Origin of the sequence: Acidovorax sp. IB03 (genome assembly GCF_016406015.1) — a bacterium.
GTDB lineage: Bacteria > Pseudomonadota > Gammaproteobacteria > Burkholderiales > Burkholderiaceae_C > Acidovorax > Acidovorax temperans.
In genome coordinates this window covers 144834-160591 of record NZ_JAEFCH010000004.1, presented here as the reverse complement: position 1 = coordinate 160591, position 15758 = coordinate 144834, and the positions used below count along the sequence as shown (strand labels likewise).

The window sequence follows — 15758 nt, the reverse complement described above, 5'->3', positions numbered from 1 at the left end:
ATTTGCGCCTTCGCGTGTCGCGACCCCTCACCCTGCGTGCCTGATGCCATCTTCCCCACATTCCTCTTTGACCGAAACCAGCCCTTTGCCCAACGGCATCCGTGAAGACGTGGTGCTGCAAGACACCGTGCGATGGCTGGAGCGCGCGGTCATCGGCCTCAATCTATGCCCGTTTGCCAAAGGCGTGCACGTCAAAGGGCAGGTGCATTACGTGGTCAGCCCGGCGGCGGAGCCACAGGCGTTGCTGGGCGATTTGCGGCGCGAGCTCTTGGCGCTGAACGCGATCTCTGCCGAAGAGCGCGATACGACGTTGCTGATCGCGCCTGCGTGCATGCAAGACTTCTTGGATTTCAATGACTTCACGGCGCTGGCCGATGATTTGATTGAAGAACTGGAGCTTGACGGTATCTTGCAGGTGGCTTTTTTCCACCCCCAGTTCCAGTTTGCTGGCACGCAGGCAGACGACGTTTCCAATTGCACCAACCGCACGCCGTATCCCACCTTGCATTTGTTGCGTGAAGAAAGCATCGACCGTGCTGTAGCGGTTTTCCCCGAGGCTGATGCCATTTTTGAGAGAAATATTGAAGTGCTGGAAGGCCTGGGGCCGCAGGGGTGGGCGGACCTGGATGTAGGGCCCAGGTGCCCTATGCATGCGCAGCCTTCAGTGAACGGCCAGGGGGAACATGCATGAATGCTCCACGCCAAGCGAACCGTCAGGGAATGAAAACGGGAAAGCCGACCTCTCATGTAACGGCGAAGGAGCGCGGCGCTGATGCTGCGGTGATGCAGGAACTGCGTCCTGGCCAATCCATTGAGCTGCTGCAGGAACTGCACATCCTGACCAGAGAAGGAAAGCTGAACCAGGACTCTCGCCGCAAGCTCAAGCAGGTGTACCACCTGTTCAATTTCATTGAGCCTTTGCTGCAAGACTTCTCGGCGGAGGGGCGCAGCCCTACGCTGGCGGACCATGGAGCGGGCAAGTCGTACCTGGGGTTCATTCTGTACGACCTGTACTTCAAGGCGCTGGGTCGTGGTCATATCTATGGCATTGAAACGCGCGCCGAACTGGTCGAGCGATCACGGTTATTGGCGGCGCGCCTAGGTTTTGGCCGCATGTCATTTCTCAATCTATCGGTGGCCGAGTCGATGGATGCGGCCGAGTTGCCCGCCCAGATTGATGTGGTCACTGCCTTGCATGCCTGCGATACCGCGACCGATGACGCCATTGCCTTCGGCCTTCAGAAGCAGGCCAGGGCCATGGTGCTGGTGCCTTGCTGCCAGGCTGAAATGGCGGCCTGCTTGCGGCGTGACAAGGCTTTGCAGCTGGGGCGCACACCGCTGGCCGAGTTGTGGCGCCACCCACTGCACACCCGGGAGTTGGGCAGTCAGGTGACCAACGTGTTGCGCTGCCTCTATCTGGAGGCGCAGGGTTACCAAGTCACGGTGACCGAGCTGGTGGGGTGGGAGCACAGCATGAAGAACGAGCTGATCATTGCGCGGTACACCGGTCAGAAAAAGCGCAGTGCGGCAGAGCGCTTGGTGGCGCTGCTGCGCGAGTTCGGTCTGGAGCAATCCATGGGCCCGCGGTTCGGCCTGGGAGCAGCGCAGCCTGAGCAATAAAATGGGGACGGGTTAGTATTGGGCTTTGTTTCTTCTTGCCCTCACTGCCCGCTCCATGGCCCGACTCCCTCGACTGACGCTGCCCCAGTATCCCCACCACGTCATTCAGCGTGGAAACAACCGCCAGGTTGTCTTCACGGATGCTGAAGACTTTGAAAAGTTTTTGGCGCTGCTGGCAGAGCATTCCGTCAAAAACCAGGTGCAGGTGCATGCCTACGTGGCCATGCCCAACCATTTTCATCTTTTGGTGACGCCTGCTTCGGAAGAGGGCTTGCCCAAGATGATGCAGTCGGTCGGCAGGGCCTATGCCCAATATTTCAACAAGCGGCACCAACGCACCGGCACGCTGTGGGAAGGGCGCTACCGTGCGACGGTGCTGGAAGCGCAGACGTACTTGTTGCCCTGCATGGCTTTCATTGACTCGAACCCCGTGCGTTCGGGCATGGTGGCCCAAGCGGCTGATTACCCGTGGTCCAGCGCTGCCCATTGGCTGGGCTTGCGGCATGACCGCATGTTGAGCCCGCACGCAGCCTACTGGGCTTTGGGCAACACCCCGTTTGCCCGCGAGGCAGCCTATGCCTCCATGCTCCAAGAGGGTCAATCACAGCAAGTGGAGCGCTTGCTGGCGGATGCTGCGCTGAGCGGCTGGGCACTCGGCAGTCCGGAGTTTGTGCAGGGCTTGCAGCAACAAACCCCTCGGCGCATCATCAAGTCCAAGCCTGGCAGGCCACGCAAGACTCCCGTCGAAAACTGAAGGCTTTCTATGCATGCCTTTTTTTGGTGCGTATTTAATGTGTCCCCAATAAATGTAAGCACCAATCTGGTGATTTATTAATTAGTATCTGACCCTAATTAAATTTCTTGCAACTCATGTTGCATTGCACTAATCTCGGCATCCCTGCGAAAAATATGAGGAGTGCGCCATGACCACGGCCGCCGAGATTCAGCATCTGCAACAACACGGTTTGTATTCATCGGGTAACGAACACGACGCCTGCGGGCTCGGCTTTGTGGCCCACATCAAGGGTGTGAAGCGCCACGACATCGTGACGCAAGCGCTGAAGATCCTGGAGAACATTGACCACCGTGGCGCCGTGGGTGCCGACCCGCTGATGGGCGATGGCGCGGGCATCCTGATCCAGATTCCGGACGCTCTGTACCGCGAAGAAATGGCCAAGCAAGGCGTGACCTTGCCTGCGGCGGGCGAGTACGGTGTGGGCATGATCTTCCTGCCCAAAGAGCATGCTTCCCGCCTGGCTTGCGAGCAGGAGATGGAGCGCGCCATCAAGGCCGAAGGCCAGGTGCTGCTGGGCTGGCGCGATGTACCGGTGAATGTGGACATGCCCATGTCCCCCACCGTGCGCAAGAAGGAGCCCATCCTGCGCCAGGTCTTCATCGGCCGTGGCAACGACGTGATCGTGCAGGACGCGCTGGAGCGCAAGCTGTACGTGATCCGCAAAACGGCCAGCGCCAACATCCAGGCGCTCAAGCTCAAGCACAGCAAGGAATACTACGTTCCATCCATGTCCAGCCGCACCGTGGTCTACAAGGGCCTGCTGCTGGCCGACCAGGTGGGCAAGTACTACCTCGACCTGCAGGATGAGCGCTGCGTTTCGGCCATCGGCCTGGTGCACCAACGCTTTTCCACCAACACCTTCCCAGAGTGGCCATTGGCCCACCCCTACCGCTATGTGGCGCACAACGGTGAAATCAACACCGTCAAGGGCAACTACAACTGGATGAAGGCCCGCGAAGGCGTGATGGCCTCGCCCGTGCTGGCGGCCGACCTGCAAAAGCTCTACCCCATCAGCTTTGCCGACCAGTCCGACACCGCCACGTTCGACAACTGCCTGGAATTGCTGACGATGGCGGGCTACCCCATCAGCCAGGCCGTGATGATGATGATCCCCGAGCCCTGGGAGCAGCACACCACCATGGATGAGCGCCGTCGCGCCTTCTATGAATACCACGCCGCCATGCTCGAGCCTTGGGACGGCCCTGCCTCCATCGTGTTCACCGATGGTCGCCAGATCGGCGCCACGCTGGACCGCAACGGCCTGCGCCCCTCGCGCTATTGCATCACCGACGACGATCTGGTCATCATGGGCTCGGAGTCTGGCGTGTTGCCCATCCCCGAGAACAAGATCGTGCGCAAGTGGCGCCTGCAGCCTGGCAAGATGTTCCTGATCGACTTGGAACAAGGCCGCATGATCGATGACGATGAGCTCAAGGCTAACATCGTCAACACCAAGCCCTACAAGCAGTGGATCGAGAACCTGCGCATCAAGCTCGACAGCATTGAAACCGGTGCTGATGCTGTGGCCCCACAAACTGCTGACCTGCCCCTGCTGGACCGCCAGCAAGCCTTTGGCTACACGCAGGAAGACATCAAGTTCCTGATGGCCCCCATGGCCAAAAATGGCGAAGAAGGCATTGGCTCCATGGGCAACGACAGCCCGCTGGCCGTACTCTCGGGCAAGAACAAGCCGCTGTACAACTACTTCAAGCAGCTGTTTGCGCAGGTGACCAACCCGCCGATCGACCCGATCCGCGAAGCGATCGTGATGTCGCTCAACAGCTTCATCGGCCCCAAGCCCAACCTGCTGGACATCAACCAGGTCAACCCGCCCATGCGCCTCGAAGTCAGCCAGCCTGTGCTGAACTTCGCCGACATGGCCAAGCTGCGCGACATTGAACGCCACACCAACGGCAAGTTCAAGAGCGTGACCATCGACATCACCTACCCCCTGAGCTGGGGCCGTGAAGGCGTGGAAGCCAAGCTGGCCTCGCTGTGCGCGCAGGCTGTGGACGCCATCAAGGGCGGTGCCAACATCCTCATCATCAGCGACCGCGCCGTGAGCGCCACGCAGGTGGCCATCCCCGCGCTGCTGGCGTTGTCGGCCATCCACCAGCACCTGGTGGTTGCAGGCCTGCGCACCACGGCGGGCCTGGTGGTTGAGACCGGCACCGCGCGTGAAGTGCACCACTTCGCCGTGCTGGCAGGCTACGGCGCCGAAGCCGTGCACCCCTACCTGGCCATGGAAACCCTGGCCGACATGCACAAGGAACTGGGTGGCGACCTGTCGGCCGACAAGGCGATCTACAACTACGTCAAGGCGATTGGCAAGGGCCTGTCCAAGATCATGTCCAAGATGGGCGTGAGCACGTACATGAGCTACTGCGGGGCGCAATTGTTCGAGGCCATCGGTCTGAACACGGAAACCGTCAGCAAGTACTTCACCGGCACCGCCAGCCGCGTGGAAGGCATTGGCGTGTTCGAAATCGCCGAAGAAGCCATTCGCATGCACAAGGCCGCGTTTGGTGACGACCCTGTGCTCGAAACCATGCTGGACGCGGGTGGTGAATACGCCTGGCGCGCCCGTGGCGAAGACCACATGTGGACGCCGGACGCGATTGCCAAGTTGCAGCACAGCACGCGTGCCAACAACTGGAACACGTACAAGGAATACGCCCAGATCATCAACGACCAGAGCAAGCGCCACATGACGCTGCGCGGCCTGTTCGAGTTCAAGATCGATCCGTCCAAGGCCATCTCGATTGATGAAGTCGAGCCTGCCAAGGAAATCGTCAAGCGCTTCGCCACTGGCGCCATGTCCCTCGGATCCATCTCCACCGAGGCGCACGCCACGCTGGCCGTGGCCATGAACCGCATTGGCGGCAAGAGCAACACGGGTGAGGGCGGTGAGGACGCCGCGCGTTACCGCAACGAACTCAAGGGCATCCCGATCAAGAAGGGCGACACGCTCAAGAGCGTGATTGGCGCCGAGAACGTGGAGGTCGATCTGCCGTTGCTGGACGGCGATTCGCTGCGCAGCCGCATCAAGCAGGTGGCGTCGGGCCGCTTTGGTGTGACGGCGGAATACCTCTCGTCAGCCGACCAGATCCAGATCAAGATGGCCCAGGGCGCCAAGCCCGGTGAAGGCGGTCAGCTGCCCGGCGGCAAGGTCTCGACCTACATCGGCAAGCTGCGCCACAGCGTGCCCGGTGTGGGCCTGATCTCGCCCCCGCCGCACCACGACATCTATTCCATCGAAGATTTGGCCCAGCTGATCCACGACCTGAAGAACGTGGCACCGCACGCCGGCATCAGCGTCAAGCTGGTGTCCGAAGTGGGCGTGGGCACCATTGCAGCCGGCGTGGCCAAGTGCAAGGCCGACCATGTGGTGATCGCCGGTCACGATGGCGGCACGGGCGCATCGCCCTGGTCGTCCATCAAGCACGCGGGCGGCCCGTGGGAAATCGGCCTGGCCGAAACCCAGCAGACCCTGGTGCTCAACCGCCTGCGCGGCCGTATCCGCGTGCAGGCCGACGGCCAGATGAAGACCGGCCGTGACGTCGCCATCGGCGCGCTGCTGGGCGCGGATGAATTCGGCTTCGCCACCGCTCCGCTGGTGGTGGAAGGCTGCATCATGATGCGCAAGTGCCACCTCAACACCTGCCCCGTGGGCGTGGCCACGCAAGACCCCGAGCTGCGCAAGAAGTTCTCGGGCAAGCCAGAGCATGTGGTGAACTACTTCTTCTTCATCGCGGAAGAAGTGCGCCAGATCATGGCCCAGCTGGGTATCCGTAAGTTCGACGACATGATCGGCCGCACCGATCTGCTGGACATGCGCAACGGTATCGAGCACTGGAAGGCACGCGGCCTGGACTTCAGCCGTCTGTTTGCCCAGCCCAATGTGCCCGCCGATGTGCCGCGCTTCCATGTGGACGTGCAAGACCACAACATCGAGCACACGCTGGACCGCAAGCTCATCGAGCGCAGCCAGCCCGCCATCCAAAAGGGCGAGCGCGTGCAGTTCATCGAAGTGGCGCGCAACGTCAACCGCTCGGTCGGCGCGATGCTCTCGGGCGCTGTGACCCGCGTGCACCCTGAAGGCCTGCCGGATGACACCATCCGCATCCAGCTCGAAGGCACGGGTGGTCAGTCGTTTGGCGCGTTCCTCACACGCGGCATCACGCTGTATTTGATTGGCGATGCCAACGACTACACAGGCAAGGGCCTGTCGGGCGGCCGCGTCATCGTGCGCCCCAGCATTGACTTCCGTGGCGACGCGGTGCGCAACACCATCGTGGGCAACACCGTCATGTACGGTGCGACCACGGGTGAAGCCTTCTTCAGCGGTGTGGCGGGCGAGCGTTTTGCCGTGCGTCTGTCGGGTGCCACTGCCGTTGTGGAAGGCACGGGCGACCACGGTTGCGAATACATGACTGGCGGCACCGTGGTGGTGCTGGGCAAGACGGGCCGCAACTTTGCGGCGGGTATGAGCGGCGGCGTGGCGTACGTGTACGACGAAGACGGTTTGTTCGAGTCGCGCTGCAACATGTCGATGGTCGCGCTGGAACGCATCCTGCCTTCTGCTGAGCAAGAAGCCACCGTGCCCCGCTCGATCTGGCACAACGGCCAGACCGATGAAGCCCAGCTCAAGAAGCTGCTGGAAGACCACAACCGCTGGACGGGCAGCAAGCGCGCCCGCGAGCTGCTGGACAACTGGGCCGCTTCGCGCGCCAAATTCGTCAAGGTGTTCCCCACCGAGTACAAGCGCGCGCTGGCTGAGATTTATGAACGGAAAGTGCTGGAGGAGTCCGCTACACCAGCGGTAGCTGCTACTAAAAAAGAAGCAGTACCCGCCAAATAAGGTGACCCCGCAGACCTTCGCACCACATTCATAGACAAGGACACTCCGTCATGGGAAAAACTACTGGCTTCATGGAATACGAGCGCATCGAAGAGGGCTACAAGCCCGTCGGTGAGCGACTCAAGCACTACAAGGAATTCGTCATTGGTCTGGACGCAGACCAGGCGAAGATCCAGGGCGCGCGCTGCATGGACTGCGGCACGCCGTTCTGCAGCAACGGCTGCCCGGTCAACAACATCATCCCGGACTTCAACGACCTCGTGTACCAGCAAGACTGGAAGAGCGCGATTGCCGTCCTGCACAGCACCAACAACTTCCCCGAGTTCACCGGCCGCATCTGCCCCGCGCCTTGCGAAGCGGCTTGCGTGCTGAATGTGAACAACGACCCCGTGGGCATCAAGTCCATCGAGCACGCCATCATCGACCGCGCCTGGGCGGAAGGCTGGGTGCAGCCGCGCCCTGCCAAGCACAAGACAGGCAAGAAGGTGGCCGTGGTGGGCGCAGGCCCTGCCGGCATGGCGGCAGCCCAGCAACTGGCCCGCGCGGGCCACGATGTGACGGTGTTTGAAAAGAACGACCGCGTGGGTGGCCTGCTGCGCTACGGCATTCCTGACTTCAAGATGGAAAAGTCGCACATCGACCGCCGTGTGGAGCAGATGAAGGCCGAGGGGGTGGTCTTCCGCACCGGTGTGGTGGTGGGCGCAGCCAAGGACCCGCTGGGCAAGGGCTCCAAGGTCACCAACCTGGCCAAGGAAACCATCACGCCGGAAGAACTGCAAAAAGAGTTTGACGCCGTGCTGCTGACCGGTGGCGCCGAGCAATCGCGCGACCTGCCCGTGCCCGGCCGCGACCTCGATGGCATCCACTTCGCGATGGAGTTCCTGCCCCAGCAAAACCGCGTGAACGCGGGCGACAAGGTCAAGGGCCAGCTGCGAGCCGATGGCAAGCACGTCGTTGTGATCGGCGGCGGTGACACCGGCTCTGACTGCGTGGGCACCAGCAACCGCCATGGCGCGGCCAGCGTGACCCAGTTCGAGTTGATGCCCATGCCCCCCGAGCAGGAGAACAAGCCTTTGGTCTGGCCCTACTGGCCCTACAAGCTGCGCACCTCTTCTAGCCACGAAGAGGGTTGCGAGCGTGAATTTGCCATCTCCACCAAGGAGTTCATGGGCGACAAGGGCAAGGTCACCGGCCTTAAGACCGTGCAGGTCGAATTCAAGGACGGCAAGTTCGTTGAAGTGCCTGGCACCGAAAAGGTCTTCAAGGCCGACCTGGTGCTGCTGGCCATGGGCTTTGTGAGCCCGGTGGCGACGGTGCTCGACGCCTTTGGCGTGGAGAAGGACGCTCGCGGCAATGCCCGCGCCACGACGGACTTTGACGGCGGCTACGCCACCAACGTGCCCAAGGTGTTCGCTGCGGGCGACATCCGCCGCGGCCAGTCGCTCGTGGTGTGGGCCATTCGCGAAGGCCGCCAGGCAGCACGCTCGGTGGACGAGTTCCTGATGGGTTACTCCGACCTGCCACGCTGAGCGAAGGCGCTGCGGCGCCGCTCACCATGCCAAGCGCCCTGCGGGGCGCTTTTTCGTTGCTCCTGTTTTAATAGCTGGTCGCGCTTATTGAGTGGGCGCTGGAGGCTGTTTTGGTATGAAGTGCCGAGGCGCCGCTCAGGTTTGCAGGTGCCCGGCTGGACGTCATAAGAACAGGTTCTAAGGGACAATCATGGGTTTTGCGCCACGGCCGCGATTGCGTGCCGTGTTTTGTTTTTGTGTTTTGAGAATCGATTTGCCATGAAGAAGACCGCTGCCGCTGCCCTTGTTTTGCTGGGCGCCTTGATTGCTGGGTGCAGCAAGACCGAAACCCCCGCGCCTGCGGCCGCCACGCCCGCGCCAGCGGCTGTGACCAAGATCGTTGTGGGCCTGGACGACAACTTCCCGCCCATGGGTTTCCGTGACGAGAAGAACGAGCTGGTGGGCTTTGACATCGACATGGCCAAGGAAGCCGCCAAGCGCCTGGGCCTGGAAGTGAGCTTCAAGCCCATCGACTGGAGCGCCAAGGAAGCCGAGCTGTCGGGCAAGCGCGTGGACGCGCTGTGGAACGGCCTGACCATCACCGAAGAGCGCAAGCAGAACATTGCCTTCACCGCGCCTTACATGGAAAACCACCAGATCATCGTGGTGGCAGCCAGCTCCGCCATCAAGACCAAGGCCGATCTGGCCGGCAAGACCGTGGGCGCCCAGGAAGGCAGCAGCGCTGTCGACGCCGTGAAGAAGGAAGAGGCCGTCTTCAAGAGCTTCAAGGACTTCAAGACCTTTGGCGACAACGTGACCGCGCTGATGGACCTGTCCACCGGCCGCCTGGACGCCGTGGTGGTGGACGAAGTGGTGGGCCGTTACTACGTGGCCAAGAAGCCCCAGGACTACGTGGTTCTGGAAGCCCACTTCGGCACGGAAGACTACGGCGTGGGCGTGCGCAAGGACGACACCGAGCTGCAGGGCAAGCTCGACAAGGCTCTGGCCGACATGAAGGCCGATGGCGCCGCTGCCAAGATTGCCGAACAGTGGTTTGGCAAGAACATCATTAAATAACTTCGGCACATCCCCCTGAGCGGCTGCGCCGCTTCCCCCTTCTCTCGCCTTGCTGCGCAAGTCGGGAAGGGGGACGCCACCAGCGCTGCGGGGCGGCCCTTGCGCGGTGGCTACTGGCCTGCGCAGCGCCTGTTTGGACGGTCGCTGAAACAAAACACGGAACTGTCGCGACAGCATGGATTACGTTCTCTCACTTCTGGGGCCGCTGGCGCAAGGCGCTACTGTCACCCTGAAGCTTTTTGTCATCACCTTGCTGCTGGCGGTGCCGCTGGGGCTGGTGTTGGCGTTGGCGCGCGTGTCGCGCTGGAAGGCCTTGTCGGCCTTCGTCAATGGCTACATCTGGCTCATGCGTGGCACGCCGCTCATGCTGCAGATGTTGTTCATCTACTTTGCGCTGCCATTCGTGCCGGTGATCGGTGTGCGGCTGCCAGATTTTCCTGCTGCCGTGGTCGCCTTCGCGCTGAACTACGCGGCGTATTTCGCTGAAATCTTCCGCGCGGGCATCCAGTCCATTGACCGGGGCCAATACGAAGGCGCCAAGGTGCTGGGCATGAGCTATGGCCAGACCATGCGCCGCATCGTGTTGCCGCAAATGGTGCGCCGCATCCTGCCGCCCATGAGCAACGAGACCATCACCTTGGTCAAGGACACGTCTCTCATCTACGTGTTGGCCCTCAACGACTTGCTGCGTGCAGCGCGCGGCATCGTGCAGCGTGACTTCACCACCACGCCCTTCATCGTGGCGGCGGCTTTCTATCTTGTGATGACCCTGGTGCTCACCTGGGGCTTTCAGCGTCTGGAGAAACGTTATGCCAAGCACGACGAATGAGCGCGCAGGCGCCGCTGCCGCCAGTCAGCCCATGATCGAAGCCCGCGGCATTCATAAAGCCTTTGGGCGTGTGCCCGTGCTGCGCAATGTCTCGCTCACGGTGGGGCAGGGCGAAGTGGTGGCGCTGATCGGGCCTTCGGGCTCGGGCAAGAGCACCTTCCTGCGCTGCCTGAACCATCTGGAGACCATCGACCGGGGCTTCATCGCCATCGAAGGCGAGGCCTTGGCGCAGACGGATGCTGCGGGGAACTGCACGTACGTCAGCGATGCCGAGGTGCGCCGCATCTGCCGCAAGACCGGTATGGTGTTCCAGCACTTCAACCTGTTTCCGCACCTCACCGTGCTGGAAAACCTGATCGAAGCGCCCCTGGTGGTGCGCGGTATGGCCCGCGACGAGGCCATTGCCCGCGCCGAAGTGCTGCTGGACAAAGTGGGCCTGCGTGCCAAGCGTGACAACTACCCCGCGCGCCTGTCGGGTGGGCAAAAACAGCGTGTGGCCATCGCCCGGGCACTGGCCATGGAGCCCGACATCATGCTGTTTGACGAGCCCACCTCGGCGCTCGACCCCGAACTGACGGGCGAGGTGCTGCGCACCATGCGCGCCCTGGCCCAGGAGCGCATGACCATGCTGGTGGTGACGCACGAAATGGGCTTTGCGCGCGAGGTGGCGCACACCGTGGCGTTCATGGACCAGGGCGAGCTGCTGGAAACGCGGCCTGCTGCCGAGTTTTTTGGTAGCCCGGGCCACGAGCGCAGCCGGGCTTTTTTGAACCATATGCTGTAGCAGGCCTCTGATGTGACGCGCGTGGGTTGCCCCGACGCTCCGGATGGGAGCGCTGTTACTCACTAGCGCGCAGCCTCCGACATTGCGAACACAGCATTCACGTTTCAGAAACAAACAAATGTGAATGTATGTATAGGTGCATGGATTACCATAGCGCCTTCTGCGGTGAATGCTGCGCCGCGACAATCGGGGTTTGCCCGTTCCTTTTCGTTTGCTTTGTCCCTGCACTTTTGAATGCCAGACACTTCCGCCCTCGTTGACTTGCGCAATGTCACCTTCTCCTATGGGGAGCGGGTGATCCTGCGCGACGTGTCGCTGCAAGTGCCGCGCGGCAAGGTCACGGCGCTCATGGGCGCCTCGGGCGGGGGCAAAACCACGGTCTTGCGGTTGATTGGCGGGCAGCAACGCGCACAGCGGGGCCAGGTCCTGTTTGACGGGCAGGACGTGGGCCTGCTCGATGCGGCCGGCCTGTTCGCAGCGCGCCGTCGCATGGGCATGCTGTTCCAGTTCGGAGCGTTGTTCACCGACCTGAGCGTGTTTGAGAACGTGGCCTTTCCGCTGCGCGAGCACACGGACTTGTCTGAAGCCCTGATCCGCGATGTGGTGCTGATGAAGCTGAACGCCGTGGGCTTGCGCGGGGCGCGGGATTTGCTGCCCAGCCAGATATCCGGCGGCATGGCCCGGCGTGTGGCCCTGGCCCGGGCCATTGCGCTCGACCCCGAACTCATCATGTACGACGAGCCCTTTGCGGGCCTGGACCCTATCTCGCTGGGCACCACGGCCCAGCTCATCCGCCAGCTCAACGACGCCATGGGCCTGACCAGCGTGCTGGTGTCGCACGACCTCACGGCAACCTTCCATCTGGCGGACCACGTCATCGTTCTGGGGCCGGGTGTGGTAGCGGCGCAGGGCACCCCTGCGGAGGTGATGGCCAGCACCGACCCGCTGGTGCACCAGTTCGTGAATGCGCTGCCCGTGGGGCCCGTGCCCTTCCACTACCCAGGGCCTGATGCCGCCCAGGACTTTGGCCCTACCGCAGGGGCACGGCCATGAACTGGTTCCATCCCGCCAACCTCGGTTTTGCCGTGCGGTCGAAACTGGCCGACATTGGCCGTGGCGCCCGGCTGTTTGCTCGCCTGATGCAGTTGGTGGGCGCTGCGTTTGCGCGGCCAGGGCTGGTGCGCGATCAGGTGCACTTTCTGGGCAACTACTCCCTGGCCATCATTGCGGTGTCGGGGCTCTTTGTCGGTTTTGTGCTGGGCCTGCAGGGGTATTACACGCTGCAGCGCTACGGATCTTCGGAAGCGCTGGGCCTTTTGGTGGCGCTGTCGCTGGTGCGCGAGCTGGGCCCGGTGGTCACGGCTCTGTTGTTCGCGGGGCGTGCAGGTACTTCGCTGACGGCCGAGATCGGCCTCATGCGTGCGGGTGAGCAGCTCAGCGCCATGGAAATGATGGCCGTGGATCCGGTGCGCCGCATCCTCGCCCCCCGGTTTTGGGCCGGTGTCATCACCATGCCCCTGCTGGCTGCCGTGTTCAGCGCCGTGGGCGTGATTGGCGGCTGGGTGGTGGGCGTGCTGATGATCGGCATCGACCCCGGCGCCTTCTGGAGCCAGATGCAGGGCGGGGTGGATGTGTGGAAAGACGTGGGCAATGGCGTGCTCAAAAGCCTGGTGTTTGGCTTCACCGTGACGTTCATTGCGCTTTTGCAGGGTTTTGAGGCCCGCCCTACGCCCGAGGGGGTTTCCCGTGCCACCACGCGCACCGTGGTCATTGCCTCGTTGGCCGTGCTGGCGTTGGACTTCGTCCTCACGGCCTTGATGTTCAGTATTTGATGCCGGCTCGCCCGGTGGTGGAAGGATCAGCGTGCAACGCTCCAAAAATGATGTGTGGGTCGGGTTGTTTGTGATGCTGGGTGCGGTGGCGCTAGTGTTCCTGGCGCTGCAGTCGGCCAACCTGCTCAGTTTCAATTTTCAAAAGGGTTACCGCATCAGTGCGCGGTTTGACAACATTGGCGGCCTCAAGCCGCAGGCGGCTGTGCGCAGCGCGGGTGTGGTGGTCGGGCGTGTGGAATCCATCACGTTTGATGACAAGACCTTTCAGGCGCGCGTGACCTTGTCCATGGATGATCGCTACGCTTTCCCCAAAGACAGCTCGCTGAAGATTTTGACCAGCGGTTTGCTGGGCGAGCAGTACATCGGCATTGAAGCGGGCGCCGACGAGAAAAACCTGGTGGCCGGGGATACGGTCACGGCCACGCAGTCGGCCGTGGTGCTGGAAAACCTGATCGGCCAGTTCCTCTACAACAAGGCCGAAGACGGCGGCAAATCCGCAGGGACGGACACCAACAAATGAAAACATCGACAGTCAATGACGCCCCCGCAGTGAAGGCGGCCCAACCCCGACTCGCGGCCTGGGCCCGCCGGGGCTTGCCCGTATTGGCCGCGCTGGCACTGGTGGGCTGCGCCAGTGGCCCACGCACCAACCCGGACGACCCGTTCGAGTCCTACAACCGCAGCATGACGCGCTTCAATGATGATGTGGACGCGGCCATTCTGAAACCCGTGGCCACGGCGTATGTAGAGGTGACGCCAACGCCGGTGCGCACGGGCGTGAGCAACTTCTTCGGCAACCTGTCCGATGTGTGGTCGTTTGTGAACAACCTGCTGCAGCTGCGTGCCGAGGGCGCGGCCAACAGCTTCATGCGGGTGAATGTGAACACCATCTTTGGTCTGGGCGGCTTGCTGGATGTGGCCAGCGAGTTGGGCATTGAGCGGTCCCGCCAGGACTTCGGCCTCACGCTGGGGCGCTGGGGCGTGGACACCGGTCCGTATGTGGTGCTGCCCCTGCTGGGGCCCTCCACGCTGCGCGATGCCGTGGCACTGCCGCTGGATATGAATGGCAACCCGTTGCGGCAGGTGCGCCCTGTGTCTGACCGCAATTCGCTGTACGCCCTGCGCATGGTGGACACGCGCGCGAACTTGCTGCGCGCCGGGTCTGTGATTGACAATGCCGCGCTCGACAAATATTCCTTCACCCGCGACGTGTACATGCAGTTGCGCAAGGGTCAGTCGAGCGAGCCGCTGTTCAAGGACGATGCCGATCGCGGCGCCAACGACGGCGTGCTGCCGCCCGAGCCTGACCGCTAAGACCCGATAAGCCCGTGATGCTGCGTGGATTGCGCGCGGCGTTGCACATGCTTGCACCTTGGTACACAGCAGAAGCCTGTGTGCTGAGAGCCCAGAACAAAATGCCATCAAGGCTGCCCGTGGTGCAGCTGGAGCCGAAAGAATGATGAATCGACGTGAATTGGGGCGTGCTGCCCTTGCTGCTGGAACCGTTTATGCGCTGGGGCTGCCACTGGCGGCGCTGGCGGCCGATGAGACGCCGGATGCGCTGATCAGGCGCCTTTCGGAGGACGTGCTCAACACCGTGCGCGCGGACAAGGCCATCCAGGCGGGTGATATCGACAAGGTGATCGCGCTGGTGGACAAGACCGTGATGCCCAACGTGAACTTTCGCCGCATGACCGCTGCTGCGGTGGGCCCCGGCTGGCGCCAGGCCACGCCAGAACAGCAAAAGCGCTTGCAGGACGAGTTCAAGGTTTTGCTCGTGCGCACTTACGCAGGCGCCTTGGCGCAGGTGAGCGACCAGACGGTGCGCATCAAACCCATGCGGGCGGCCGCAGACGACAAGGATGTGCTGGTGCGCACCGAAATCGTGGGCAAGGGGGACCCCATTCAGCTCGACTACCGCCTGGAAAAGACGCCGGGCGAGGGCGCGGGCTGGAAGATTTACAACCTCAACGTGCTGGGCGTGTGGCTGGTGGAAACCTACCGCAGCCAGTTCGCGCAGGAAATCAACGCCAAGGGCATTGATGGCCTGATCGACACGCTGGTGGCCCGCAACAAGTCGAACGCCGCTAAAGGCTGACCGTTGGCGCGCAGCTTCTTTTCATTCCACACGCCATGACGACCTCTGCCGCCGCTGCACTGCGTTTGCCCTCCGAGCTGACCCACCGCCAGGCCACGGCCTGTCTGGCGCAGTTGCTGCAGTCGGTGGGGGGCGCTGCGCCTGGCAGCGCCCTAGTGGTAGACGCCGCCCCGCTGCGCGTGTTTGACACCTCGGCCCTGGCCGTGCTGCTGGAGTTTCGGCGCGAAGCGCTGGCCGCCGGGCTGCGCTTTGCCGTACAGGGCCTGCCACAGGCGCTGCAGGGCATGGCGGGGCTGTATGGGGTGGATGGCCTGCTCAACGACGCGGCCTGATGGGTGCGGACGAGCGCAGAC

Annotated in this window: 14 protein-coding genes; all 14 read left to right on the top strand. The window is 62.5% G+C overall.

The genetic code is table 11. The features are described 5' to 3' along the window. The first annotated feature begins 67 nt into the window (after positions 1 to 67). The 14 genes from IHV84_RS04010 to IHV84_RS03945 all read left to right on the top strand — a co-directional run bounded on the left by IHV84_RS04010 (position 68) and on the right by IHV84_RS03945 (position 15737). Positions 68 to 691: a DUF1415 domain-containing protein gene (locus IHV84_RS04010; protein ID WP_233099690.1), complete on the top strand. Its 624-nt coding sequence runs from the start codon at positions 68 to 70 to the stop codon at positions 689 to 691. Between the two features lie 29 nt (positions 692 to 720). Further along, positions 721 to 1620, top strand: a complete 900-nt coding sequence (locus IHV84_RS04005; RefSeq protein WP_370541180.1) for an SAM-dependent methyltransferase — start codon at positions 721 to 723, stop codon at positions 1618 to 1620. Between the two features lie 55 nt (positions 1621 to 1675). Beyond that, positions 1676 to 2374, top strand: coding sequence for a transposase (locus tag IHV84_RS04000; RefSeq protein ID WP_142081861.1), 699 nt, complete (start codon positions 1676 to 1678; stop codon positions 2372 to 2374). A gap of 169 nt (positions 2375 to 2543) precedes the next feature. Further along, the gene (locus tag IHV84_RS03995; RefSeq protein WP_198845905.1) at positions 2544 to 7277 is read left to right on the top strand and encodes a glutamate synthase-related protein; all 4734 of its coding nucleotides are present in this window, start codon (positions 2544 to 2546) and stop codon (positions 7275 to 7277) included. Between the two features lie 50 nt (positions 7278 to 7327). Beyond that, entirely contained in the window at positions 7328 to 8806 is a 1479-nt protein-coding gene (locus IHV84_RS03990; RefSeq protein ID WP_198845904.1) for a glutamate synthase subunit beta, read from the top strand. 258 nt (positions 8807 to 9064) lie between these two features. After that, positions 9065 to 9862, top strand: coding sequence for an amino acid ABC transporter substrate-binding protein (locus IHV84_RS03985; RefSeq protein ID WP_198845903.1), 798 nt, complete (start codon positions 9065 to 9067; stop codon positions 9860 to 9862). 175 nt (positions 9863 to 10037) lie between these two features. Continuing rightward, positions 10038 to 10691, top strand: coding sequence for an amino acid ABC transporter permease (locus IHV84_RS03980; protein WP_044397031.1), 654 nt, complete (start codon positions 10038 to 10040; stop codon positions 10689 to 10691). Further along, the gene (locus IHV84_RS03975) at positions 10672 to 11475 is read left to right on the top strand and encodes an amino acid ABC transporter ATP-binding protein (protein ID WP_288484331.1); all 804 of its coding nucleotides are present in this window, start codon (positions 10672 to 10674) and stop codon (positions 11473 to 11475) included. The genes IHV84_RS03980 and IHV84_RS03975 overlap by 20 nt, the downstream gene beginning before the upstream one ends. 234 nt (positions 11476 to 11709) lie before the next feature. Next, entirely contained in the window at positions 11710 to 12528 is an 819-nt protein-coding gene (locus IHV84_RS03970) for an ABC transporter ATP-binding protein (protein ID WP_198845902.1), read from the top strand. Beyond that, entirely contained in the window at positions 12525 to 13307 is a 783-nt protein-coding gene (gene mlaE, locus IHV84_RS03965; protein WP_044397034.1) for a lipid asymmetry maintenance ABC transporter permease subunit MlaE, read from the top strand. Before IHV84_RS03970 ends, mlaE begins: the two co-directional genes overlap by 4 nt. Positions 13308 to 13338: 31 nt before the next feature. Next, on the top strand, positions 13339 to 13827 hold the full coding sequence (gene mlaD, locus IHV84_RS03960) for an outer membrane lipid asymmetry maintenance protein MlaD (RefSeq protein ID WP_198845901.1): 489 nt from the start codon (positions 13339 to 13341) through the stop codon (positions 13825 to 13827). Continuing rightward, positions 13824 to 14621 carry a VacJ family lipoprotein gene (locus IHV84_RS03955; RefSeq protein WP_198845900.1) on the top strand — a complete coding sequence of 266 codons (798 nt, stop codon included), beginning with the start codon at positions 13824 to 13826 and terminating at the stop codon, positions 14619 to 14621. The genes mlaD and IHV84_RS03955 overlap by 4 nt, the downstream gene beginning before the upstream one ends. A gap of 142 nt (positions 14622 to 14763) precedes the next feature. Then, positions 14764 to 15405 carry a phospholipid-binding protein MlaC gene (locus tag IHV84_RS03950; RefSeq protein ID WP_198845899.1) on the top strand — a complete coding sequence of 214 codons (642 nt, stop codon included), beginning with the start codon at positions 14764 to 14766 and terminating at the stop codon, positions 15403 to 15405. 35 nt (positions 15406 to 15440) lie between these two features. Continuing rightward, positions 15441 to 15737, top strand: a complete 297-nt coding sequence (locus IHV84_RS03945; protein ID WP_044397037.1) for a lipid asymmetry maintenance protein MlaB — start codon at positions 15441 to 15443, stop codon at positions 15735 to 15737. The last annotated feature ends 21 nt before the right edge of the window (positions 15738 to 15758 follow it).